This window comes from Hydrogenovibrio halophilus DSM 15072 (assembly GCF_000384235.1).
Classification (GTDB): Bacteria; Pseudomonadota; Gammaproteobacteria; order Thiomicrospirales; family Thiomicrospiraceae; genus Hydrogenovibrio; species Hydrogenovibrio halophilus.
Window position 1 is genome coordinate 130,780 of record NZ_KB913033.1, and the last position, 24,764, is coordinate 155,543.

Consider the following 24,764-nt stretch of genomic DNA (forward strand, 5'->3'; position numbering starts at 1 on the left):
CCTTGATTCTACAAGAAATATTTTCTCAGTTGGTCGTAATCAAGGATACGACGCGCCTTCGAAAATTTCCTTGTGAAACCAAGTTCCTGCGCGACCTCAGCGCAAATTCATGAAACATTCGGGCTAAAACAAAGCGTTTGGGTTTACCCGGTATTTTGTTTAAAAAATACTGGGCGAGCCCTTTGCTCGAAACGAAGAACTCGGCGAAAGCCGAGAATCAGGGGCGTGATAAAAATGAGAAAAAATTTTGCTGATCAAGGCGGGAAATGCAGGCCATGGCAGGGCCATGGTCAAATTTCCCAACGCAGAACAGCGGAATTTTAGCCATTTTTAGCCGTCATCTGACCTCGTGCGAAGGGCTCTCAATAAAAGAAAAGCACGAGAGCGCCGAAGCGCTCCGTGCTCACCAGGACTTTGACAATCTTATTTCTTGTCTTTGTCGTCGTCCACTTCTTCAAACTCTGCGTCCACGACGTCGTCGTCGGCGTTGTTGTCAGAACCTTGCTGCTGACCTTCCGCTCCGGCATCGCCCGGCTGCTGTTGGCTGTAAGCTTTTTCGGCCAGCTTCTGGCTGGCGGTGGCCAGCGCCTGCGATTTTTCATCAATCGCTTCTTTGCTGTCACCTTTGATCGCTTCTTCCAGCTCGGTAATGGCTTTTTCAATCGCCTCTTTTTCCGACGCGTCAACGCCTTCGCCCTGCTCGTCCAGCAGTTTACGAGTGCCGTGAACCATGGCATCGGCCTGGTTACGTGCCTCGACCAGCTCCTTGAGCTTGGCGTCTTCTTCGGCGTGCGCTTCCGCGTCTTTCACCATTTTCTCGATTTCGTCTTCGCTCAGACCGGAAGACGCTTGAATGGTGATGTGCTGCTCTTTATTGGTCGCCTTGTCCTTCGCCGAAACATTGAGGATACCATTGGCGTCAATATCGAACGTGACCTCAATCTGAGGGGTGCCACGCTGTGCCGGTGGGATCTCATCCAGATTGAACTGACCCAGCGACTTGTTGCCGGACACCATTTCACGCTCACCCTGCAGGACATGAATGGTCACCGCCGACTGATTGTCCTCGGCGGTTGAGAACACCTGCGACTTGCGCGTCGGGATGGTGGTGTTTTTCTCAATCAGCTTGGTCATCACACCGCCCATGGTCTCAATCCCCAGTGACAGAGGCGTGACATCCAGCAACAGCACGTCGTTGACGTCACCGGCCAGCACACCGCCCTGAATGGCCGCGCCCATGGCAACGGCTTCGTCCGGGTTCACGTCCTTGCGTGGGTCCTTGCCAAAGAACTCTTTCACTTTGGCCTGAACCATTGGCACACGGGTGGAACCGCCCACCAGAATCACGTCGTCGATTTCCGACGCGCTGACACCGGCGTCTTTCATCGCGATCTTACATGGCTCAATCGAACGGGCCACCAGATTTTCGATCAACGACTCGAACTTGGCGCGGGTGATTTTCATGTTCAGGTGCTTCGGACCGGACGCATCCGCGGTCACATACGGCAGGTTAATGTCGGTCTGTTCACGCGAAGACAATTCGATTTTGGCTTTTTCCGCCGCTTCACGCACACGCTGCAAGGCCAGTTTGTCGGCTTTCAGGTCCACGCCCTGGTCCTTTTTGAACTCGGCGGTGATGTAATCGACGATCACATTGTCAAAGTCTTCGCCGCCCAGGAAGGTGTCACCGTTGGTGGCCAATACTTCCACCTGTTTTTCACCGTCCAGATCGGCCACTTCGATGATGGAAATATCGAAGGTCCCGCCGCCCAGATCGTATACGGCCACTTTCTTGTCGTTCTGGACCTTGTCCATGCCATAAGCCAGCGCCGCTGCAGTAGGCTCGTTGATGATCCGCTTGACTTCCAGACCGGCGATTTTACCGGCGTCCTTGGTCGCCTGACGCTGAGAATCGTTGAAGTAGGCCGGAACGGTGATCACCGCTTCGGTGACTTCTTCGCCCAGGTAATCTTCTGCGGTCTGCTTCATTTTCATCAAGGTGCGTGCCGAGACTTCCTGTGGCGACAGTTTTTTGTCGCCCACTTGCACCCAGGCATCACCGTTGTCGGCCGCCACAATCTTGTAGGACACCATGTCCTTGTCTTTGGCCACAACCGGATCGTCGGCACGACGACCGATCAGACGCTTGATCGCAAACAGGGTGTTTTCCGGATTGGTCACCGCCTGACGCTTGGCCGAATCCCCGACCAGCACTTCGCCGTCATTGGCATAAGCCACAATCGATGGGGTGGTACGCGCGCCTTCGGCGTTTGGAATCACTTTGACTTCTTTGCCCTCATTGATGGCCACACATGAATTGGTGGTCCCGAGATCAATCCCGATGATTTTTCCCATAATTTTCTCCAAAATTTTTGAGTCGTTTCAACCGACTGCTGAGAGTAAATAAAAACGTTTTAAATCCTTAACGTTTATGTGGGGCAACGACCTGACCTTTTCAACCCCTGAACTGTTTTTTTACCAGGCCTGGTAGTTTTTTTACTGCGCCACCACCACGCGCGCGGCTCTCACCAGCCGCTCATTCAGGCGATAGCCTTTTTGCACCACTTCCACCACCGTGTTGGAATCGTGGTCTTCAGACGGCATCATGGTCATGGCTTCATGCAACTGCGGATCAAACGTTTCGCCCTTGGGGTCCAGACGCTCAACATGGAATTTGTCCAATACATCCAACATCTGTTTGAACGTCATCTCCATGCCTTCCACCAGCGGGGTCACGCCCTCGCCCTGTTCCTGCTCGGCTTTCTTCGCCGCTTCCAGCCCCATTTCCATTGAATCCACCACCGACAACAATTCGGTGACAAATTTTTCCAGGCCAAACTTGTGCGCCTCTTCCACATCTTTGCGGGTGCGGCGCTTCAGGTTTTCCATATCGGCCAGAGTGCGGACCGCCAGATCCTTGTGCGAATCCGCTTCCTTGCGGGCATCGTCCAGCATTTCCTGCAGACCTTTGTTTACGGCGTCTTCGGCCTGATGGGTTTCGTCCGACATTTCGTCGTCCCCAAGCTGTCTGGTTTCGGCTGAACTTGCAGCCTCAGCCGCCTGTTTGGCCGCCTCGGCCTTTTGCGCGGCTTCCTGCGCTTGCTTTTCTGCGTCCTGTTTCGCCATGTATCACTCCCAATTGATTTGAATGCAAACACCCAATCAATAATGCCGCACCAAACGAATTCAAGACCCGGACCCAATTTTTTGCATCACAAGGCAAACCAAAGCCAACTCAGGACCGAACCAAAACAGTGCAACACTGTTAGAACATTGGTGCAATTAAAGACAGAAATCTTACCAAACACGAAAACAAAAACACCATCCACTTGTTTTAATTAGTTTTTTACATTTCTGGCACGAGTCCTTCTTTGTACTCGGCGAACTTGATTCAAACCATAACGACACGGAGCGTAAAATGAAAAAAACCTTTCCTTTAAAATCACTGTTGGTTTCCATGGCTGTGGCGTCTTCTGCCGCGTTTTCTGTCGCACCTGCGACAACACAAGCGGAAGTCACAGGCAACATGGGTGCCGTGACTCAATATTACGTTTTCGGCTTGAAGCAAACAGATGCTGCAGCAGCACAGGGCGGAATTGATTACGCACATGACTCAGGCTTCTATCTCGGGACTTGGGGCTCATCCCTTTCAAACGGCGGGAATAACCAAGGTGTGGAATATGATTTCTACGGCGGCTGGGGAGGATCCTTTGGCGACGTAGACCTGGGTGTTGGCGCAACCTATTATGGCTATTCCAAAGACTATAAGTCTGACGACAATTGGTGGGACTCTTCATACATGGAAGCAAACCTATCTCTGGGCTATAAATTCCTATCATTTGATGCCGCTTTCGGTGAACACGAAGCCGCAAACGAAAAAGTGTCCGGCAGCACCAATAAAGACCAAAGCTACCAGCGTTACGCTTTGACCGCAAGCTACGAAGGTCTGTCAGCAACTTACGGTATCGGTAAAAACTTTGTGGGTACCGTTAATGGCGGCGCCGGCGCAGGGAGCACGGACCACTCGTGGTATAACATCACCTATTCAACCAGCGTTGCAGACATGTTTGATGCCTCAATTAGCTACATCTCAACCGATATCGACAAAAACAGCAAAACCGGCTGGGATAGCGATGATGACAGCGCTTTGGTCTTTGGCGTAACAAAGTCTTTCGACATTATGTAATTTAGCAGCGAGTCGTTTCCTCAAATCGTTAGTTGTGATTACCGGCCACGGGCAACCTGGCCGGTTTTTTTGTTTCCAAAAAGAATTTTTGCGTATCCTGACTCTCTTTGATAGAGTTGTTTTTAAATATAAATACGCAGAGAATTACTATCAAACTTCCTGCTTCTTCGCAAAAAAACGGCAAAGTTTTTATCCCTCAGCGGGGTTACGGGCTGATCATTCTGGTTGCCGTCCTCTTAACAATCAGCCTCAGCACCATCGGCATACAAACGCTTTCCAGCAGCACAAACGCACTTCAATTGCGCACAACCTTGAAAAATCAACAGGCACTGGAAGAAGCCGGTCGACAACTGGAAATATTTTTGCACGCCATCCCGGAAATTTACGCCACCGATTCCAATGAAAACTTCTATGCGCCCAACCGGGTTCCCGGCCCAGGTTATTTACCATGCCCGGACACCAACCAAAATCAACAGTCCAACGCGCCTTGTGGACAGGGACAATTCTTTGTCTGGGGGCGCTTGCCCGTCCGAATCGCCTCCCGCCATATTCACTTCGTGCCGAGACCGGCTTCCACACCCGTAATCTGGTACGCCGTAGACAGCCGCTACGTCATACAAAACACCGACTTCAACAACCCACCCACCAAGCGCTACAGCCCGTTGAACCCCGACAACCCCGGCGATGGGCGACTGGCACTGGGCAACCAGACCGACCTTGTGGCATTGCTGTTTATCACAGACGAAACCATGCCGACCGGCGCCTCCGACCTAAGCCTTCACAGCCACCCTCACTTACCGGACATAACAACACCAACATTTGTTCGGAAAGCCGGACAATTCTGGGTCCTCACTCATAACCGATGGCAACGGTTAATCACACAACGAGCGGCCCAAGCCAAAGGACTTTGCACCAAACCCGATTCGGAACCGGGCTGGTTCAATCGCTGCACAAACGCCCAGGACCCAACGCCAGACTGTCCCGCCCCGGCAGGGTCTGATCCGTCAAATCCCATTGGCAATAACTGGCGGGAATCGCTATGCTGAAATCGGTGAATCAAGGGTTTACATTACTGGAATTGATGGTGGTTTTGACCGTGCTGTCCATTCTTCTGGTCCCTGCCATGGGCATCAAACACAGCTTTTATCACTACGAAAAATCAGTGGAAAACCGGGAAAAACTTTTGGAAATCAAACGCGCCCTGAAAACCTTTATCCAAATCAATGGCTATCTGCCCTGCCCCGATACCAGTGGCAACGGCCAACAAAATCGCATCAGCAACAAGCGTTGCAGGGATGATCAGGGGCAACTGCCCTACCTGGATTTGCAAGCACCCGCGAGAGACGTGTATGGCAACCCATTTCTGTATGCGGCCAACACCAATGCAGACAACACAGACATTTTAGAGGCATGCACATCGGCCAGCCTCTTTGGTCATGCCGGAGAGGTCACCAACCAATGGCAACAATGCAATACCACCGAAAAAAATTTTTGCAAACTTTCGCAATGCCAACACGCTTGCGATGGCACCTGCAAACATCACGAGAAAACACGAAACAAACCGCCATACATTCGCACTCTCACACCGCCACGAGGCATGACTTCGGCACTGAATGGCGCACTCAGAGTCTGTGGCAACGAAGCCACTGACTGCAAAAACAAAACCCCTCTCAGCAAAGTCGATGGCAACCTGCTACCCGTCGTGATCGTCAGTTTCGGGCAAGGGGGCGACCAAACCTGGCAGGACTGCGACAACGCCTTTGAGAGCGAACAACTCAACTGCAATGGCAAGCGGTACTTCCACCAGAAAACCCTAAGCGACCAATTCCGTCATCAACTCACCTGGCTAACCACCCCGGAAGTCAAAACGCTCATTAACACCCATTGGTAATGTAACCAGGCCTGGTAATCGACCGACCGCCACCTGTCATCCCGACCGAAAACACCCTGTCATCCCGACCGAAGCGGAGGGATCTTGCAAATACCGCTTAATAGCGCGGCGGGCCTTTAAAGATCCTTCGGCTTCGCTCAGGATGACATACGATTGGACCATTGCCACCCTGCCATCGCGACCGGAACACTCTGTCACCCTAACCGCCTCCCTATCATCCCGGCCAAACACACTTGTCATCCCAACCGACCGCCACCTGTCATCCCGACCGAAGCGGAGGGATCTCTCAAACACCGCTTGGTAGTGCGACGGGCCTTTAAAGATCCTTCGGCTTCGCTCAGGATGACATACGATTGGACCGTTGGTACACTACCATCGCGACCGGAACACTCTGTCATTCCAATCGCCCCTATCATCCCGACCGAACACACTTGCCATCCTAACCGACCGCCACCTGTCATCCCGACCGGAGCGGAGGGATCTCTCAAACACCGCTTGGTAGCGCGGCGAACCTTTAAAGATCCTTCGGCTTCGCTCAGGATGACATACGATTGGACCATTGGCACCCTGCCATCGCGACCGGAACACTCTGTCATACCGACCGAACAAACCTGTCATCCCGACCGGAGCGGAGGGATCTTTCAAGGCATGGCTCGTCTTAATTCAAACGCTCAATATCAAATTCATAAAAGTAACTGTCAGGGCTGGACCAAGTTCGAAACCCGGTAAACAGCTTTCGATCACTACCGAATTCGTCTTTCGGATCCAACGTATGTGTCTGGGTAAAATCAAACCGCGGACGCCAGTTACCGTAATAATCAACCATATCATAGACCGTCACTGTCACTTGGCGCTGAAGCATGGATTCGGCATCACTGTCATCCTCCGTTGGCGTCACGCCTGTTACTTTGATCGTCATTTTGTGAATCTCTTCCCACCAGTCAGGATCATTGTCCTTATCGGGGATACCGCCATCATTTGGTTCATCACCCGAGCCGGGACGTGTGTTGTATCGATAATAAGCGCCGTCATAAGGCCCATCATCGCTTTCTTCATTTTCGCCTTCTTTCCAATCACGTAACAAAATGCTGCTTTCATTCTCAGCCGCACCACTGTAGCCGCGATTAAACTGGGTGACATACCCGCGATCCACCACCGCATTCTCAGGCTCATCTGCTTCCAGCAACGTATCAAAAAAAACACCGTAGCCACCAGAGTCACCCTCACCCAATTCAACAACACTGTGCAGAATGTATTCATCCGTTCCTTCAGGTATTTCGATAAACAATGCCCGTTCGCCATTCTGCGTCTGGGTCAGAACGGTCACCTCTTCGGTATCGCCGTCACTGTTGACGGTAATGGTTCGGCGTTCAATCTCATCACCTGAATCCGTGGCAACCTCCCAACCACTTTGGCCACCAGTGCGATCCAACCCCCCTGTTGACGGGGAATTCAGAAAATCCTCAATGCCTTGGGAAGTCTTAAAATCATTTCTGGATGAATAAGTGGGCTCGGAAGGTCGCTTTCCCATACCCAAAAGCTTTTTCACTTCATAGGCCGAAACCCAGATCATGGCGTCATCAAAACCGTCTTTGCTCTGCTGGGCATTGTGTAAAAGACGGGCCCGCTCAACATCGGCAATCTTCCCGGCTGGTGCATGATTGCAATTGAGTTTTTCTGCCTCGCTATCGAGCGAACCCGGGCAAGCGGGAACACCGTTTACAGGAACCGAAGAAGCACCGCCTTTCCAGGTTTGATCACTGTTGGCCCCAAACGAAACCACTGTCGCAATCATGGAACTGGCTTCATAAGATGGGTTTTTCTGACAGGAATTCGGATCAGAGGGCGGCACATCGGGCACAGACCGATCACAAACAAAAATCAACCCCTCTCCAACATCGGTTGCTGTGGGGGGCGTATCCAGCGCAAAATAAGGGGCCTGGTCAAAAGGGTCAGTATTGTCTTTGGGCCGACCAAAATAGCTGCCGGAGGAAGAAGATAGCGTTGCGCCACTCTTGTTTGTTGAATCTGCGACTGTCACATAATAAAACCGTTCGCCATACGCATTGCGAGCATGGGTTTTTAACGTCTGGTAGGGCAAATACCCTTCATTGGCCTCACAGTGCTGCTGACCAGTACCAATTTCAGGATTTTCTTTTCCATCTTTATTCGAATCCGGGCATGGCAAAGTACGATAACGCGCCACATAAGCCATGATCGACGCCTTGATGTCCGCCAGTTTCTGCTGGTCTTCCACATATTTAGCGCTGGATCGTGGACCATCGAACATGCGTAACATCCCAACAGTGACAAAGCCTATAATGACCAGAACCACTGCCAATTCAACGAGAGTGAATCCATTTCGTTTTTTTGAATTAATCATCGCAGTTTTGCACACAATTCCAATCATCACCATCTTTTTCATACACTCTAACACTTGAAGAGATAGAACCATTCATATCCGCTAACGTTTCACTTTCCAAGTAAACTTCATTGTTTAGTCCTGAAGATACTATGGAATAGTCAACAGACTCACCCACGTAGATTTCATTGTCGCTACCAGATAAAGTAATTGGAGAATCAACGCTACCTTCAATCCGGATTAAGTTTTTATTTCCACTTACTTCCAAATCAGCTTTAAGATCACTGGAAAGCTCCAATTTATTATCATTACTGTTAATTTTTATAGGGGTATATTTACCGGAATTCCCTGGCCCTGAGTTACCCATTTCATTTATTCGAACAGTATTTTCTCCACCCTCCAAATTTAAAGGACTGTTTCCTTCAAGGTCTAATTCTCCTATATCGACAACTTCATTACCTTTAATTTTATTACTCTGATTCACATATTCCTCAACATATCGGGCATCTTCTACCTCAAACTCTTCATCAGGTAAAGATGACAGGGGATACCCTCCACCACCTCCACCTCCACCTCCACCTCCGCTGGAACCATCAGGCAAAACACCGGGAGTAAAACGTTTTATTTCCAAAGCCGTCAACCAAATCAACGCATCATCAAAAAAATCATTGTCCTGGCGGCTTTGTTGGCCACGAATAAATGGATCAGAACCTCCGGCGAATAAAGCTTCACAATTGGCTTTTTCATCACCATCAAAGACGCTGCAATCACCTGCATCATCGGCATTTATGTGATTGGACCCCATTGATAAAACAATCAATGGCGCAGTACCTTCCCAGTCCCCAGATGAATTTTTATGGCCCATTAAATATTTATCACCTGCATCCTTAATCAAATAGTTTCCGTCACCGCTTTCAGAGGCTGTAGGTTCTGTGGTAATTTCAAAATGTGGAGCACCTGTTTCATTATTAAAATAACTCGCAGATTCAGGGTGCGTAAGCAAACTGATTGCTTCACTGTTCACAACATATTGATAAGAGTGACCCCATGGATTTTTTGAATGAGTCCCCAAATCCGCAAAAGGAAGCTCATCACTTGAGGACGTACAAGAGTTGTCACCATCTCGATTTTCCCGGCCATCACCATCCGTATCCGGACATGGCAAATACCCATTCACGGCGACAAAACTCAACAAGGCCTCTTTGATGTCTTTCAGCTGTCGCTCGTCCTGTTTAAAGTCCGCGCTGTCGCGAAACGCACCGAGCCCACCGAGGATACCGGCTGTCAGAAACCCGAGAATCGCCAGTACGATGGCGATTTCGACCAGCGTAAAACCATTTTGGCGGTGCGTTCTAGGCGCATAAGTAAAGGGTTTCATAGCGATATTCCTTTTGATTGATCACCAGGCCTGGTCATTCAGCAACCTAATTCGTTTCTATAAACATAGACTGTCGGTGTTGTTGCATTAGTAGGGCATTGCGTCAATGAAGAAACATTTCCTTCTTTCACCCAACAAATCTTTAAAAGCAAATTTGGTAAAGAAGAACCACAAACCTTGCTGTCCGAGGTGGCAAAAGACCCATTGCTATCGCCCGAATCTTCATCACAAAGACTTATCGAGTTGCTATCGTAGTCAGCAATAAGTGGTTCATAAAAAATTCGGTTTTTATAAGGTTTGAACTGTGTAAACCCGGTTTCCTCATAACCTTTAAAATCGTTTTCAGAATCCGGGAAAAACAGATAACCTGAATGACTTTGATTATCTGCATCGGCACAAAACAACCCAGGATACTTCGCAAACAGAATCATCTGAGTCTTCAGATCATTCAACCGCTGTTCAATCTTCTGGTACTGATCCCGCTGCATCTCATTCGATGTTTCCATTGAAGCGTGATACAAAAACGGCGTGGCCATCATAATCAGCAACATCATCGCCATCAGCAGAACATAGCCCTGTTGCTTTGAGTAAGCCCTTGTTCTGTCGGGCAAATACAAAGGGCCTGCTTCCGTTTTTTTTAAGTGTCGCTGATTCATGCTCACCGCTGATGATTGAAATTCCTTATCAAATCTTACTCTTAAACCCCAAAGTTGTCACCCAACCATGCGACTTCATCAGCAAATCCATTTATAACGCTGTCGTCCTGAGCGAAGCCGAAGGATCTCCCAAACACCGCCGAGCTACCAAGAAACCATGGAAAGATCCCTCCGCTCCGGTCGGGATGACAAAGAATTCAGGGCGAAGATAACTGCTTATGATGCCTTCCTAGCAAAAAAACCTGTCATCCTGTGCGAAAAAAAACTGCCATCCCGAGCAAAAAAAAACTGTCATCCTGTGCGAAAATACTCTGTCATCCTGAGCGAAGCCGAAGGATCTCCCAAACACCGCCGAGCTACCAACCGGCCATTGAAAGATCCCTCCGCTCCGGTCGGGATGACAAAGAATTCAGGGCGAAGATAACTGCTTATGATGCCTTCCTAGCAAAAAAACCTGTCATCCTGTGCGAAAAAAAACTGCCATCCCGAGCAAAAAAAAACTGTCATCCTGTGCGAAAATACTCTGTCATCCTGAGCGAAGCCGAAGGATCTCCCAAACACCGCCGAGCTACCAAGCAACCACTGAAAGATCCCTCCGCTCCGGTCGGGATGACAAAGAATTCAGGGCGAAGATAACTGCTTATGATGCCTTCCTAGCAAAAAACCTGTCATCCTGAGCGAAGCCGAAGGATCTCCAATTGCCCCGAACAGACGATATTGTAACTTTTTTCACCGAAAACGATTGCGTTCGCTCAATATCTTATTAAAATAACAAGGGAATCATTCAAGTGGCCTGAGCGATTTGAACCAGGCCTGCTTTATAAAAAACAGGGAGATACCATGCACTCTAACGAGAACAAAACAGAAACCAAGAAAAACCAAAAAGGCTTCACCCTCGTCGAAATCGCCATCGTACTGGTCATTATCGGCTTGCTTTTGGGCGGTGTGCTTAAGGGGCAGGAGTTGATTCAGAACTCGAAACTCAGCTCGGTCGTACAAGATTTTGAAGGCATCCAATCTGCTTATTATGCTTATCAGGACAGATTAGGTCGAGTGCCGCAAACAGATAGTGACGGCAACAGTGATCTTTCAAACTTCTGGGCTAATTTGCAATCTGAAGGCTTTATAAGCGGTGCTCAAGGCACTGCGGAGGCTGACAACGGGCCTAATCACAGCCTTGGTGGGGCTTTTGTATTTTACCCAGACGATACAACTGACGTTGGTGGAAGTACAGGTGTATTTTCAACACCACAGATTTGTGCAACACAGTTACCTAACACAAATGATGATGATGTTGCTACACAGATTGACAGGAAGATTGATGACGGTAATTTAACGGATGGAAATATTACAGAACTTACTGATGCAGACCCAGCTACATTGTGTATGAAGCTTTAAAAGCCCCCTCAATCGTACCCACGCTCCCGCGTGGGTACGCACACACAGTAAACGACACGACTCGACTATTTTAAGAAAACAAGAAAGAAAAAGGACACCCATGTTTCTTTGCTTTCCTTCGGCTCTTTTCCTATACTGCATTTAACTTAATCTTACTTCGGAGCCCTCATTAAGTAAGAAAAAAAGGACACCCATATTTCTTTTCCGTTCCTCTAACCACTGCCTCAAATTCCCGCTCCCCAAAATCGATTTTCTAAAAAACTCCTGGCTACGAGTCAATCGACTGCAGCTGATTTCATCAGCTTTTGGGTCCATGCCTTCAAAACAGCAATCGACAGGCAAGCCACCAAAACCACGATCAGATTTCGCTACCGAACATAAAATCTTAAACATTTTTACGGATGATATATTGTGACAATCTCGCGCTTATGGTTTACAATCACACTAAAAATCAGTAGTTAATCTTATCAAAACAAAGGACGATCCATGCGTTCTGAAAACAACAAAGGCTTCACGCTTGTTGAAATCGCCATTGTACTGGTCATAATCGGATTGCTTATGGGCGGCGTTTTAAAAGAAAAAAAGGACACCCAAGTTTCTTTGCTTTTCCTCTCCTCTTTTTCTATACTGCTTTTAACTTAATCTTATTTCGGAGTCCTCGTTATGACCCGTGCCCGTGATTCGCAAATCAATCTTTCTGAAACCCCTTGGTATCATCTGGTTAATCGTTGTGTTCGCCGATAAAAAGAAAAGGACACCCATGTTTCTTTGCTTTCCTTCGGCTCTTTTCCTATACTGCATTTAACTTAATCTTACTTCGGAGCCCTCATTATGACTCGTGCCCGTGATTCTCAAATCAATCTTTCTGAAACCCCTTGGTATCATCTGGTCAACCGCTGTGTCCGTCGGGCGTTTTTGTGTGGCATAGATGCCATTTCCGGACGCAATTATGAGCATCGCAAGCCCTGGATTGAACAGCGCATGATGCAGTTGGCATCGGTCTTTGCCATTGATGTGGCGGCGTTTGCGGTAATGAGCAACCATTATCATTTGGTGGTACGGGTCAATCAGGTGAAAGCGGAAAGCTGGTCAATGGATGAGGTGTTACTTCAATGGACCCAGTTGTTTGCAGCGCCAAAGTTGGTGCAGGATTATTTGGCTGATCCCAAAGCATTAAGCGCCGGGTCATTAAAGCGAGTACAGGAACAGGTTGAGATTTACCGTGAGCGTTTGATGGATATTTCCTGGTATATGCGGGTGTTGAATGAGTCGATTGCCCGTTATGCCAACCAAGAAGATGAGGTCAAAGGCCGGTTCTGGGAAGGCCGCTTCAAGTCTCAGGCCTTGTTGGATGAACAGGCGGTATTGGCGGCGATGGCGTATGTGGATTTGAATCCGGTGCGGGCCAATATCGCTCGAGAGTTGTTGGATTCGGATTTTACCTCTGTGCAGCGTCGTTTACAGGGGGTGTATCACTTTGAGGCAGCACCTGAAAAACTACCAGGCCTGGTTAAAAAGACGTCTGACAAAGAATCTGCATTTGCGCAACCGTTTCTGGAACGGCTGGAGAAGATTCCCACAGCACCATTGCTGGCGTTTGATGCGTCTGGTCTGGAAGACTCCGCCATCCCTTGCTCGGCTACGGATTACATGGCGTATGTGGATTTTCTGGGCCGTGCGGTGCATCCGGATAAGTCCGGGCACATGAATGAAAATCTACCGCCTTTGATGCAGCGATTGGGCTTGGATGACAAACACATGGAAGCTTTTGTTCAAAGTAGCTGGTTGAACAAGTTTGGTGGCGCTGTGGGTCAGGTGATGAGCCTGAACAAACACCGGGATGAGCGTGATCAACGGTTTGTCAAAGGACAAAGCACCGCCAGAAGGCTGTTCGGTGCTTAAAAGGCGTCACGATCAACCGTAAATACCTTTAATGATGCCTCCACTTCGGGCGGCATGACAAAATCATCAATCTGCGCCAAAAAGCCGCTCCCCTCTCATTTCGCATGGGTGACATGACTGACGTTTGGCTCTATAATCCCAAGTTAATATCGGGATTTTCAAACATAAACGATTGATCCATAAGGTGGTCACATGCACTCTGAAACAAACAAAGGCTTCACCCTAATCGAAATTTCGCTGGTCCTTGTGATTATCGGCCTGTTGTTGGGCGGTGTTCTCAAGGGCAGTGAAATGATTGAGAATGCCAAGATCAATCGAGTGACATCCGATCAGGAAGAAGTGCGGGCGATTTTGTATGCGTTTCAGGATCGCTATGGTGCCTTGCCGGGTGACTTTGATCGCGCTGACGAAACCCTGAATTTGGATGGAACCAATGGCAATGGCAACCATATCATCGAGGGTGATTGGTATGGCAGCGATGGGGAAAGCCGAATGATGTGGATGCACTTGCGTGCAGCCGGTTTTATCTCCGGAAACACCACCTCTTCTACACAGCCTCGAAACAGTTTTGATGGCATTATCGGTGTAGAAACCAATGCCTTTGGCATGACCGGTCATGTGATTTGCATGTCCAACATTCCACGTGATGTGGTGATTGGCCTGACCACCAAACATGACAATGGCGAAACCGACGACGGTCAGATCCGGGCCGGTGACAGTGAAACTGGCTCGGAACCCATTTCTGAGCTGGACAGTGAGCGAGTCAACGTCTGCTTCGCAGAATAGCTTTCTGGTTTGAACAGGATGTGTCGTCATCCTGAGCAAAACAAACCTGTCACCCTGAGCGAAGCCGAAGGGCCTTTCAACGACCGTGCCAGGCCTCAAAAGATGCCTCCGCTTCGGTCGGCATGACAAGGTAGTTTGATTGCTCTCGGTCAAGGCTTCGTTAAACACATATCCGGCGAAACACCGGTCATCCTGAGCGAAGCCGAAGGGCCTTTCAACGACCGTGCCAGGCCTCAAAAGATGCCTCCGCTTCGGTCGGCATGACAATATGTCGGGGCATCCTTCCTAAAACCCATGCAATAAAATACGTACACCTTTTTTATTTACGCTATTTTATGTAAATATAGACTTGTCGCATGATTTTAGGAGGTCTGTGCGGCCCTCCAAGCCTTTCTTGTCTCCATGCTGGTACATTGGATCTGTGTTTGATTTCACAGCATATCTGTTTGTGCTAACATTCACATTTAATATGTGCCTAATAAACTTTTGAAGTTACTTGCATGTCACAGGAAAAACAACTAGAACAGGAGATTGGCTGGTACAAGGTCGTTTTTGCAGTGCTGGCGGCGATTGATGTGTCTCTGCTTGCCTGGTTTGCTCAGAACTATGAATCTCAGAGCACCGTCTTACTCACAACCTGTTTTATTGCCATAATTTTTGTATCCATTGGCATCGCTCTGATTAATTTCAACGTTTTCAGATGCTTAAAAAAATTAAAGGATCTCTGATGGAATACCTGGTCGCCATTGCACTCGCTGTATTCATTGCCAGTCTGATGTTTGTTGTGTACAAATCTTTCAAGCATTAATCCCTCGTCATTAATCTTAATGGCTTTGACTTAACACACCTGTGGATTGCATCATCAGGTGAGCAATCTGATCTCTAAATAATAATGAAGTAAACAGGAAAAGAACCCTCATTACCCGATCATCTGAGCGAAATCAAAGGGTCTTCCAACGAGCCTGCCAAACCCATAAAGATGCCTCCGCTCCGGTCGGAATGACACAGAGAGCAAGATCGTGCATGACTTCGTTAAATACATGCTTGGCAAAACGCCTGTCATCCTGAGCAAAAACTCTTGTCATCCTGAGCGAAGCCGAAGGATCTTCCAACGACCGTGCCAGGCCTCAAAAGATGCCTCCGCTTCAGTCGGCATGACAAAGCATATCGGGTGCAGCCTTCCTGAAAAACCATGCAGCAAAGTACGCACACCTCTTTTTATTTACGCTATTTTGTGTAAAATATAGGTCTTTCCGTATCATTTTGGGAGGTCTATGTTTTCCCGTGACAACCCGACCTGTTCCAACGGTTTCACCCTGGTTGAAATCGCCATCACCCTTGTGATCATCGGCTTGCTTTTAAGCGGCACCCTGAAAGCTCAGGAGTTGATTCATTCTGCGCAGATCAACCGTGCCATTGAAGATTTAAAAAACTTTCAGGTGGCTTACTGGAGCTACCGGGACAGGATGGGGGAGATTCCCGGAGCCATGAACTCCCATTCGGGACGTCTTTACAAAGTGACGTCCGATGAACCCACTTCCTCAGGCGAACACAGGTTTTTTTATGAAATTCATGACCAGGGGTTTATCAAGCAAAAACGTTTGGTACCGGACAGCGCTATTGGTGACGTATATCAGGTCGCCTACGGCTCCACGGCCAATGTCGACACCCATAACAACGCCACCATTGAAAACAAAAATCAGGTATGTGCCAGTGGTCTGAAAGACCCTGACATGGCGCGGCAATTGGACAACAAGCTTGACGATGGTGCTTATGATGATGGTAATGTCCGAGCCGATGAAGATTATGAATCTGAGGACATTTCGATTGTTTGTCTGGCACTGGACTGAATCAGGCCATGCATGATCAAAGTTCAAAGATCCTTCGGCTTCGCTCAGGATGACAAGAGTTTTTCGCTTAGGATGACAGGCGTTTTTGCAAAGCATGCATTAAACAAGACCATGGTCACACGATCAAGCCTCTGTGTCATGCCGACCGAAGCGGAAGCATCTTTCAGTCGCTTGTTAACGCGGCGGTAATTAAAAGGTCCTTCGGCTTCGCTCAGGACGACAGTTTTTTTCGCTCATGAGTCAATATAAACTGTCATGCCGACCGGAGCGGAGGCATCTTTTTGAAGTCAGCGTGGTCTTTGAAAGACTCTTCGGCTTTTCTCACGGTAACAAAATAATGTTTGGGAAGTTGTTGAAGCGTGCAAAAATCAGAGTCGTCATCCCGGACTTCGATCCACCATCTTTTTCGGAGGCATGGGGGGGGGGGTTGATACCCTGTGGACGCTGAGAGATTCCGGGGCAGGCCCGGAATGACGTGAGGCCTAGAAGACTCCGAATCAAATGCCCACGCGTGCATCACCGCATTAATTTTTTTTCAAACGACACAACCAAGGCTGACTATTTCATTTTGGCTTTAAATATGCCAGAATGTTAACATTAACTAACTTATAGGTGTTTAACGATACTTTTAATTAACCTGAATTACACAAAAACCCATGCAATCTGACGCAAAGATCCTCACATCCATAGGTCTTTATCTGGAGCAGGCTCGCCTGGCCAGGCGTTTGAAACAGTCTGAACTGGCCGAACGTGCCGGAGTGACTCGCCAGACCATTGGCAAAATTGAATCCGGCCAGCCTGTGCAAAGTAAAAACCTGATTAAAACCATTTGGGCGCTGGGGCTGGATGAAGCGCTATGCCAGGCTCTTGCACCGGAAAACGATGCGCTGGCCAGAAGTCTGGCATTTGGTTCTCTGCCGAAAAAAATCCGCAGCAAGTGGGATCAAGCAGATGAACAAGGAGAATTCTGATGGGGCTGCAAAAACTGTATGTGTTCGGATCAGATACCAAGCTACTGGGCAGGCTTGAAAAACGTCTGGATGGATACGAGTTTAAGTACGCTAAAAGCTACCTTGATGACCATTCTGCCTTGGCTCTGAACCCGGTTCGCCTCCCACTGGTGGAAAAAACGTTCTTTGCCAAGTTCGCTGGCTCCGAAGAAGGCTTTACGGGCATTTTAAGCGTTTTTGGTGATGCATTACCCGGTGCTTGGGGCAAAGCGGTGTTAAACGCTCAGGCCAATCGAAAACTAACTCCCTTTGAACAGTTATTGGAAAATCAACGGGACCGGATTGGCCACCTTGTCTTCAGCGAGGACATGACCTTTCCTGTTCTGACCGACTCTCGCAGTTTGCCCCCTTTTCAGTGGGAAGACATCCTTGATGCCAAAGACGAGTTTGAACGACGCAAACGGTTTCCACCGGCTTTTTCGGCACTTTTCAAACAGGGAGCCAGCCAAGGTGGTGCCCGTCCCAAACTCAGCGTGATCAAAAACAATCAGCCCTATTTGGCCAAACTGCCGACCATTCAGGATTATGAGAACAAAGCACAAATCGAACACGGTACCCTTGCCCTTGCAAGGGAAGTGGGCATTCAAACGGCAGAATCCAGCCTAATCAAGGTGCGCCCAACTCAGGACATTTTTCTGACCAAACGATTTGATTACACTGGCCAGTACAAGCGGCCCTTTTTAAGCATGAAAGCGCTATTGGCTGCAGACCATTGCGCCGATGTGTCTTATGGTGATTTTGCTCTGGCACTTCAACGAATCAACGGAGGGAAAGACTCGCATGAAATTTTCAAAAGGATGCTGTTGAACGCCATGATCAGCAACCATGACGATCATTACTTGAACCACGGTGTACTTTGGGTGGATGGCCAGTGGCGCTTGAGCCCTGCTTTTGATGTGGTCGCAGGTGAAGGTCATCGCCGAGACCTGGCTATCAGGGCCGGAGAATACGGTGCAGCCCCGACGGAAGAAAATCTGCTGTCTGAACACGACAAGTTTTCACTCACCCGAACAGAGGCCAAAGACATTTTTGATCAAATGAAAGACACAATCGCAGAAAAATGGGAGGCCGTTTTTTCACAAAATGGCGTTGATGACGATGTCATCCAGTCCATTTCCTGGGCCATTTTGGATGGCTTTGATCTACCAGTTCAAAAAAACAACGGTTCTTAGGAGATTCCCGTCAGACGGAATGACGGTCATCCTTATTGTCATGCCGGACTTCGATCCGGCATCTTTTCTGTTGGCGTTATCTACTCAATACCCACGTGCCATTTTTTTGAATCTCATCGTGCATTGCATCAGGAGCCAAGTCCAATTCACCCGGCCATGTGACAACGCCATCAACAACACTTACTTGGCGAAACTCTTTGGGATTTTTCAATCGCTCAAAAACCCCATAGAAAAATGAATTGTCAAATTCGACAGTTCCTTGAACACCATCCGTAAAGTGAACATGCAAGGCATTGTCGGCTTTCACACGAACCTCAATCACATCCCATTCCATAACTTACTCCAAAGGCGCAATAGGTTTTGGTTTTTGATGGTTTGAACAAAGCTCCCAGTCTTCCATTAATTCAGACTGATGCAACTCAACCCAGTCCAAAACCAAATTGGCAGCACGACGAGGTAAAGAGCCTCTGATAACTTCCATCTTTTGGAAATCTACAACCGCTTTATGCCCACTATATTTAACGTGAATGTGAGGCGGCGCATGATCACCATAAAACATCTGAATGATGATGCCATAGAATGAACTGATTGTGGGCATATCTGAAAACCTTATCAATCATGGATTCAGTTTCATTATTTCATAACAGATTTTGAAGAACAATTATAAGCCTTCCTACCGCATAACCCATTTTGGGCAACAGAGTTGTTAGGCTCTGGCTTGAGAGCTGACAGCGGGTTCTACCCAGATTTTACGTGTGGAAAGAATTAAGGCCAACTTGAGGGGAGGACAAAGGGGAAGGACTTTAAAAAAATGCGCAGTCTCTAAGGTGTTGTTTTAAAAGAAATGCGGACAGGAATAACGAATGGTGGAGAAAGAGGGATTCGAACCCTCGATGGAGCTATAAACCCCATACTCCCTTAGCAGGGGAGCGCCTTCAGCCACTCGGCCATTTCTCCGTCGAAGTGTGCGCGTATATTAACGCGTAATCGGGTGTTTGTAAACCTTGAAAACACCCAGTTTTGACGCTTTGTTTTTTGCTTTTGCCGCTAATGAAACAAAAAAAGCGGTTGCGCAAACAGGCAACCGCTTTTGCGTACGCATCGAACGTACTTGCCCTGCATTTTTCACCAGGCCTGGTCAAACCGGCTGGTGAATCTGACAGATCACATCATTTCCAGATCCATCTGGATGGCTTCGACGCCGGCTGCCGCGCATTTTTCGTCGTCCATGCCGTCTGGTGCGCCACTGACGCCTACGGCACCGTAGTTTTTACCACCGGCCTGAATCAGAACCGATCCGGCCATAAAGGCCACGCCCAGTTCCTGGCTTTGCAATGGGCTGTCGGAACGGCCTTCCAGATCAGACCCGTTGGCTCCGAACTGCACGGCTGTGTAGGCTTTGTTGCGGCTGATTTCCCAGGACACTTGCGGTGCCATGGTGTCGCGCAATTGCGCCTGTGGCAGGCCATTGCGGTCCACCACGGTGGCGGTCACCGGAATGCCCATTTCACTGCAGGCGTCGACGGCACCCTGCGCCACTTTTTGTGCTGCGGACAGCGTCAGTACGCTCTGACTGATGGCCATGTCTTCTGCTTTGGCTGGCAACGCCACGGCCATGGCCAGCGCGGCGGGTACGAATAAACGGGAAAGTGTTTTCATGCATCACTCCTTTTGGTAGCGTCCTGCACTCAGGACCCTGATATTCAAATATTATGCTTTGATTCCACTGAGATTATACAGTCAAACTTTGCCAAACGGCATGGGTCTGTTTATGAAAACAATATGCAAGGCACCTTCGGGCCGACCGCGATGCCCATCGCATTCAACCCGACCATCCATTATAATGCCCGGAACCCTTCAGAGGCCTGATTTATGGATGCATCCCGTCGCACACTGAGCCAGTCGCCCGCCAAACTGATCATCAGTGGCGAGCACGCGGTGGTGTGTGGCGCGCCCGCGTTGAGCCTGTGTCTGGACCTCCCCACCCTTTGCGACCTGACGTTCAAGCCTTTGCAGCAACGCGAATCCAGCACTCTGACTCTGGACCTGCCCGCCCTCGGCCTGCATCAGACCTTTGATTTCAAACAGTGGCAACGCATTGCGACCGATGTGGCGGCGCGTTATCGGCTTTACCAGAACAATCATCTGGCCATTGACCGTGTTTTCAGCGCCCCGTGGGAATTGACGATCATGGTGTTTCAGACGTTTCACAGACACTGTCGGCTCAAGCCGGGACACTGGCAGTGCCGGGTGCAACAGGCAGACACCTCGCCGTTGCACTTCATGGGCAAGGGGCTGGGCAGTTCGGCCGCAATGACCGTGGCCCTGCTCAAGGGATTGTTTTGTCATCACGATTTGCGCGAAGACGACCTGAAGTTGCTGGCGCTGGCACAGGAAGTGGAGCATTTTCAGCACGGTCATTCCAGCGGGCTGGACCCGGCCACGGTCATAAACGGTGGACTGATGCGATTTGAACCCCACAAGGCTCCAATGCCTTTGCCCGACAAACCGTTTGAGGGCTGGCTGATCGACACAGGCACCCCCGCCAGCGCCACCGGACAGGTGGTGGAAGCGGTTCAGCGCCGCTTTGAACACAAGCATTCCATCTGGCAGGATTTCAAACACACCACGGACCGAGCCACCCAGGCCTGGCAAAATCAGGACGATATGGCACTGAATCAGGCGCTCAATGCCAATGAAACCCTGCTGGAACAACTGGGCGTGGTGCCAGCGCCCATTCAGGAATTTATTGCGCGCTTGCACCAGCGGCTTGATACCGCCGCTGGTCCGGCCGGGATCAAACTCTGCGGTGCCGGGGCCACCTCAGGTGAACGCGGCGGCATTTTACTGGTGCATCACCCGAAAATGGATCAGGCCCTGTGCGAGGCATTCGGCTATCGGTCGTTTCCGATTCGGCCTGCGCAAGCCGGCGCCCACTGCCGCGAGCTGAACAAGGCCGACGATGCAGTTTGAGACCAGCGCCCCGGCCAATACCATGATTCTGGGAGAACACGCGGTGGTCCACGGCCATCCGGCACTGGTCGCGGCGTTAAGCCCACGGCTGCGCATCCGCTGGCAGACGCTGACCGAAAAACAGGTGGTGATTGAATCCGATTTGGGAAATCTGAGTGCCGACTGGTCGGAGCTTGACCCGGATCAGTGCCCGCCCCTGAAATGGGTGATCCATGCGCTGCTGACCCAACGCCGGGCGCTGGCAAACACCGGATTGCGTCTGCGCATTGACAGCGAGATCGATCCCACTCAAGGCCTGGGCAGTTCGGCGGCGCTGGCGGCGGCGTTGGTCGGTGGTCTGGCCGTGCTGACCCGACAATCCCTTGAAACCGAATCGCTGTTTGCAGCGGGCCTGAACCTGATTCATCGGGTTCAGGGCCGAGGCTCGGGCGCGGATTTGGCGGCCAGCCTGAGCGGCGGCCTGGTGCGGTTTGTGCCCGGTCAGTCGCGACAGCGGAAAATACTACAGATACAAGCACCACAGATACAAACGCTGCAGGCTCCGCTGGCCCTGACGCTGGTCTACAGCGGCTACAAAACGCCCACGGCAGAGGTGCTGGCCTGGGTTGAAACCCAATGGCAACCCTTCCCCGAGTTATTGAACCATTTGTATCGGCAAATGGGAGAGACCACCGAAGCCGCGTTTGACGCCCTGCGGCAAAACCAGCTGGACGAGTTTTTCTGGCTGGTGCGCCATTATCAGGGGTTGATGCATGCGCTGGGCGTCAATGATGCCCGGCTGAGCGAACTGGTCTGGCAGTTGCAACAACGCTGGCCCGCCGCCAAGATTTCCGGGTCCGGGCTGGGCGACTGCGTACTCGGCATCGGCTCTCAGACCGATCACAATGAGATTGACCCGGTCTGGACACTCAGCCCACAGGGCCTGATGGTGACCGAAAACTCATAGTACTCACACTTAATCAAACGGAAATGCACGTATGAGCGAGATTTTTGAGCAACGCCGGGCCTTTGTGCAACAGGTACTGGGCCAGAGCGTACACCAATCACTGACCCGCCCGGTTCAGGCCGAAGCCGAGGCCCCGGTGAACATTGCCCTGTGCAAATACTGGGGCAAGCGCGACCCGGTGCTGAATCTGCCGGTCAACAGCAGCCTGTCGGTCAGTTTGCCCGGGTTTGGCACTCGAACCCGACTGCACTGGACGCCGGACCCGCAAACCAAAGGCCTGCAGCGATTGTCGCTCAACCGGCAGCCGCTCCAACCGGAAGATCCGATGTTTCAACGGCTGGCGCAGTTTCTGGCCTTGTTTCCCTCTGCCGAACAGGGCCATTTTGAGATTGAGACCCACAACAGCGTGCCCACCGGAGCCGGATTGGCCTCTTCGGCTTCGGGGTTTGCGGCACTGGTCAAAGCCATGAACCAGGCGTTTGACTGGCAGCTGTCGTCGAAAAACTGTTCGCTCTTGGCCCGAATCGGCAGTGGCAGCGCCTGCCGCTCGCTGTATTCCGGGTTTGCGCTGTGGCAACAGGGCGTGCGCGACGACGGGCTCGACAGCTATGCCATCGCCCTGCCGCAGACCTGGCCGTCTCTGTGTGTGGGACTGGTGGAGGTGGACACCTCGCAAAAACCGATTGGATCAACCGCAGGCATGCAGCAGACTGTGTCCGACTGCGATCTTTACCAGGCCTGGCCAAAACAGGCTCAGAAAGCCCTTTCCACACTGCAACTGGCACTGGAAACCCAGGATTTTGTCACCTTTGGCAAAACCGCCGAACACAATGCGTTGAACATGCATGCGACCATGATCGCCACCTGGCCGCCGATTCTGTATTGGCAGCCCGAAAGCGTGCAAGCGATGCAAACCGTCTGGAAATTACGGGAAGAAGGGGTGGGTGTGTATTTCACCATGGACGCTGGGCCCAATCTGAAACTGCTGTTTGAACAAACGGATACGGCCAGAATCCAACAGGCCTTTGGCGACCTGCGCATACTGCAACCGTTTCACTAACCCTGAACCGATTGATTCAGGCAAGGAAAAGCTTATTTCACCACGCTCAAATGACTGCGTTTTTTGGCTTTTTCAGCCTTGTCTGAAGACGTTTTGGAAGAATCCTCGGCGGACGGGGTTTCGGTCTGCGAACCATCAGCGCCCGTGTTTTCCTCACCCGCGTTTTCTTCGGTCGGATAGGCTTCCGGCGGGAATGGCATGCCCTGACCGTTTTCACGGGCGAAAATGGCCAACACCGCTTCGGGCGGAAAGTTCAGCTTGCGCTCCACCCCGCCGAAACGGGCCTTGAAGGTCACCAGGTCATTGTTGATTTCCAGAGCCCGCACCGCTTCGGGATGCACATTGAGCACAATCATGCCATCCTTGGCAAATTCCTGCGGCACTTCGATCCACGGATAATTGGCATCCACCTGCAAATGTGGGGTCCAGCCATTGTCGACAATCCATTCAAACAAGGCTCGAATCAGATAGGGGCGATTGGAAATCATAGCACTCCTTAGCTTACCAAGTCTCAGGTGACTTCACGCATGTCCAGCTCATCGTCAGACAGGCTCTCGGGGAACACCTCTCTGGCCAGAACCTTGTCAGCGTAATCCTTGACCGCTTTGGCCGATTTGGGCAGTTCAATTCCCAGATACGGCAGACGCCACATCAACACCGCCAGACTCACGTCCACCAGCGAATATTCCTCGTTCATAAAATAAGGCTGATGCTCAAACACCGGAATCATCTGAATCAGACGTTCCTGCAGATCACGGCGTGCATTTTTGACCGCTTTTTCGTCGTCGGACTGGGTGATGGTGTCGGCCAGCGAATACCATTCCAACTCGATCTGGCGCAACATCTGGCGCGAACGGGCTTTGGAAATGGGGTCGACCGACAGCAGCGGCGGATGCGGGAAACGTTCGTCCAAATATTCAATGATCACCTGCGGGTCATACAGCACCAGATCGCGGTCCACCAGAGTCGGCAAAGTGCCGTAAGGGTTGAGCTCCACCAGGTCTTCGGGCATGCCTTCGGAGGTGTCCACCTCAACGATTTCCATGGGAATGTCTTTTTCCTTGGCCATCAGGCGCACACGATGCGAACTGGGGCTTTTGGAATCGGAAAAAAGGGTCATCACAGAACGTTGTGTGATCGGCAGATCGGACATGGGCTGTCTCCTGAATCGAAATCATCATTTATAATTAAAGT

At 50.3% G+C, this 24,764-nt stretch carries 24 protein-coding genes and 1 tRNA gene; 14 read left to right on the top strand and 11 right to left on the bottom strand.

Annotated features, from left to right (window positions below; all coding sequences use genetic code 11):
- Positions 1 to 423 precede the first annotated feature (423 nt).
- Together dnaK and grpE are read right to left on the bottom strand one after the other, a co-directional pair.
- A complete protein-coding gene (dnaK, locus tag A377_RS0100630; protein WP_019894129.1) occupies positions 424 to 2,355 on the bottom strand; it encodes a molecular chaperone DnaK in 1,932 nt (643 codons plus the stop codon).
- A gap of 141 nt (positions 2,356 to 2,496) precedes the next feature.
- The gene (grpE, locus tag A377_RS0100635; protein WP_019894130.1) at positions 2,497 to 3,126 is read right to left on the bottom strand and encodes a nucleotide exchange factor GrpE; all 630 of its coding nucleotides are present in this window, start codon (positions 3,124 to 3,126) and stop codon (positions 2,497 to 2,499) included.
- A 292-nt stretch (positions 3,127 to 3,418) separates the two neighbouring features.
- On the opposite strand from grpE, the gene A377_RS0100640 reads away from it, so the two are divergent.
- The 3 genes from A377_RS0100640 to A377_RS12595 all read left to right on the top strand — a co-directional run bounded on the left by A377_RS0100640 (position 3,419) and on the right by A377_RS12595 (position 6,077).
- Complete coding sequence (locus A377_RS0100640) at positions 3,419 to 4,186, top strand: TorF family putative porin (RefSeq protein ID WP_083919045.1); 768 nt, start codon at positions 3,419 to 3,421, stop codon at positions 4,184 to 4,186.
- A gap of 107 nt (positions 4,187 to 4,293) precedes the next feature.
- Positions 4,294 to 5,232 (top strand): hypothetical protein, encoded by a 939-nt coding sequence (locus A377_RS11490; RefSeq protein ID WP_019894133.1) that lies wholly within the window; start codon positions 4,294 to 4,296, stop codon positions 5,230 to 5,232.
- A complete protein-coding gene (locus A377_RS12595) occupies positions 5,226 to 6,077 on the top strand; it encodes a type II secretion system protein (RefSeq protein WP_019894134.1) in 852 nt (283 codons plus the stop codon). Before A377_RS11490 ends, A377_RS12595 begins: the two co-directional genes overlap by 7 nt.
- Positions 6,078 to 6,735: 658 nt before the next feature.
- On the opposite strand, the gene A377_RS0100655 is transcribed toward A377_RS12595, so the two are convergent.
- Genes A377_RS0100655 through A377_RS0100665 form a run of 3 tightly spaced genes read right to left on the bottom strand, consistent with a single transcriptional unit; the run spans position 6,736 to position 10,473 of the window.
- Positions 6,736 to 8,502, bottom strand: a complete 1,767-nt coding sequence (locus A377_RS0100655) for a type II secretion system protein (protein WP_157760655.1) — start codon at positions 8,500 to 8,502, stop codon at positions 6,736 to 6,738.
- Entirely contained in the window at positions 8,453 to 9,817 is a 1,365-nt protein-coding gene (locus A377_RS12600) for a type II secretion system protein (protein ID WP_019894136.1), read from the bottom strand. The genes A377_RS0100655 and A377_RS12600 overlap by 50 nt, the downstream gene beginning before the upstream one ends.
- A 38-nt stretch (positions 9,818 to 9,855) precedes the next feature.
- A complete protein-coding gene (locus A377_RS0100665; protein WP_019894137.1) occupies positions 9,856 to 10,473 on the bottom strand; it encodes a hypothetical protein in 618 nt (205 codons plus the stop codon).
- Positions 10,474 to 11,313: 840 nt separating this feature from the next.
- Between A377_RS0100665 and A377_RS12605 the strand changes: the two genes are divergently transcribed.
- The 8 genes from A377_RS12605 to A377_RS0100715 all read left to right on the top strand — a co-directional run bounded on the left by A377_RS12605 (position 11,314) and on the right by A377_RS0100715 (position 18,591).
- Positions 11,314 to 11,871 carry a prepilin-type N-terminal cleavage/methylation domain-containing protein gene (locus A377_RS12605; protein WP_019894139.1) on the top strand — a complete coding sequence of 186 codons (558 nt, stop codon included), beginning with the start codon at positions 11,314 to 11,316 and terminating at the stop codon, positions 11,869 to 11,871.
- A gap of 486 nt (positions 11,872 to 12,357) precedes the next feature.
- Positions 12,358 to 12,513 carry a type II secretion system protein gene (locus tag A377_RS13185; protein ID WP_019894140.1) on the top strand — a complete coding sequence of 52 codons (156 nt, stop codon included), beginning with the start codon at positions 12,358 to 12,360 and terminating at the stop codon, positions 12,511 to 12,513.
- A 189-nt stretch (positions 12,514 to 12,702) separates the two neighbouring features.
- Positions 12,703 to 13,773, top strand: coding sequence for a transposase (locus A377_RS0100680; RefSeq protein WP_019894141.1), 1,071 nt, complete (start codon positions 12,703 to 12,705; stop codon positions 13,771 to 13,773).
- A gap of 192 nt (positions 13,774 to 13,965) precedes the next feature.
- A complete protein-coding gene (locus tag A377_RS11510; RefSeq protein ID WP_019894142.1) occupies positions 13,966 to 14,559 on the top strand; it encodes a prepilin-type N-terminal cleavage/methylation domain-containing protein in 594 nt (197 codons plus the stop codon).
- Between the two features lie 500 nt (positions 14,560 to 15,059).
- A complete protein-coding gene (locus tag A377_RS0100695) occupies positions 15,060 to 15,287 on the top strand; it encodes a hypothetical protein (protein ID WP_019894143.1) in 228 nt (75 codons plus the stop codon).
- Between the two features lie 546 nt (positions 15,288 to 15,833).
- On the top strand, positions 15,834 to 16,409 hold the full coding sequence (locus A377_RS12610; RefSeq protein WP_019894144.1) for a type II secretion system protein: 576 nt from the start codon (positions 15,834 to 15,836) through the stop codon (positions 16,407 to 16,409).
- Positions 16,410 to 17,065: 656 nt separating this feature from the next.
- Positions 17,066 to 17,380 (top strand): helix-turn-helix transcriptional regulator, encoded by a 315-nt coding sequence (locus tag A377_RS11520; RefSeq protein WP_019894145.1) that lies wholly within the window; start codon positions 17,066 to 17,068, stop codon positions 17,378 to 17,380.
- Positions 17,380 to 18,591, top strand: a complete 1,212-nt coding sequence (locus tag A377_RS0100715; protein ID WP_019894146.1) for a type II toxin-antitoxin system HipA family toxin — start codon at positions 17,380 to 17,382, stop codon at positions 18,589 to 18,591. Before A377_RS11520 ends, A377_RS0100715 begins: the two co-directional genes overlap by 1 nt.
- A gap of 76 nt (positions 18,592 to 18,667) precedes the next feature.
- Here the strand turns inward: A377_RS0100715 and A377_RS0100720 are convergent, their stop codons facing one another.
- From A377_RS0100720 to A377_RS0100735, 4 genes are all read right to left on the bottom strand, one after another.
- Positions 18,668 to 18,925: a DUF2442 domain-containing protein gene (locus tag A377_RS0100720; RefSeq protein WP_019894147.1), complete on the bottom strand. Its 258-nt coding sequence runs from the start codon at positions 18,923 to 18,925 to the stop codon at positions 18,668 to 18,670.
- A gap of 3 nt (positions 18,926 to 18,928) precedes the next feature.
- A complete protein-coding gene (locus A377_RS0100725; protein WP_019894148.1) occupies positions 18,929 to 19,189 on the bottom strand; it encodes a DUF4160 domain-containing protein in 261 nt (86 codons plus the stop codon).
- Between the two features lie 266 nt (positions 19,190 to 19,455).
- Positions 19,456 to 19,548, bottom strand: a tRNA-Ser gene (locus A377_RS0100730).
- A 207-nt stretch (positions 19,549 to 19,755) separates the two neighbouring features.
- Entirely contained in the window at positions 19,756 to 20,250 is a 495-nt protein-coding gene (locus A377_RS0100735; protein ID WP_019894149.1) for a GlcG/HbpS family heme-binding protein, read from the bottom strand.
- Positions 20,251 to 20,463: 213 nt separating this feature from the next.
- On the opposite strand from A377_RS0100735, the gene A377_RS11525 reads away from it, so the two are divergent.
- Genes A377_RS11525 through mvaD form a run of 3 tightly spaced genes read left to right on the top strand, consistent with a single transcriptional unit; the run spans position 20,464 to position 23,570 of the window.
- A complete protein-coding gene (locus A377_RS11525) occupies positions 20,464 to 21,564 on the top strand; it encodes a mevalonate kinase family protein (RefSeq protein WP_019894150.1) in 1,101 nt (366 codons plus the stop codon).
- Positions 21,554 to 22,510, top strand: a complete 957-nt coding sequence (locus A377_RS13410) for a mevalonate kinase family protein (RefSeq protein ID WP_019894151.1) — start codon at positions 21,554 to 21,556, stop codon at positions 22,508 to 22,510. Before A377_RS11525 ends, A377_RS13410 begins: the two co-directional genes overlap by 11 nt.
- Before the next feature lie 31 nt (positions 22,511 to 22,541).
- Positions 22,542 to 23,570 carry a diphosphomevalonate decarboxylase gene (mvaD, locus tag A377_RS0100750; RefSeq protein WP_019894152.1) on the top strand — a complete coding sequence of 343 codons (1,029 nt, stop codon included), beginning with the start codon at positions 22,542 to 22,544 and terminating at the stop codon, positions 23,568 to 23,570.
- 32 nt (positions 23,571 to 23,602) lie between these two features.
- Here mvaD and A377_RS0100755 read toward each other — a convergent pair whose 3' ends face one another.
- Together A377_RS0100755 and A377_RS0100760 are read right to left on the bottom strand one after the other, a co-directional pair.
- Positions 23,603 to 24,058, bottom strand: coding sequence for a ClpXP protease specificity-enhancing factor (locus tag A377_RS0100755; RefSeq protein WP_019894154.1), 456 nt, complete (start codon positions 24,056 to 24,058; stop codon positions 23,603 to 23,605).
- A 23-nt stretch (positions 24,059 to 24,081) separates the two neighbouring features.
- Entirely contained in the window at positions 24,082 to 24,723 is a 642-nt protein-coding gene (locus A377_RS0100760) for a glutathione S-transferase N-terminal domain-containing protein (protein WP_019894155.1), read from the bottom strand.
- Positions 24,724 to 24,764: the final 41 nt, after the last annotated feature.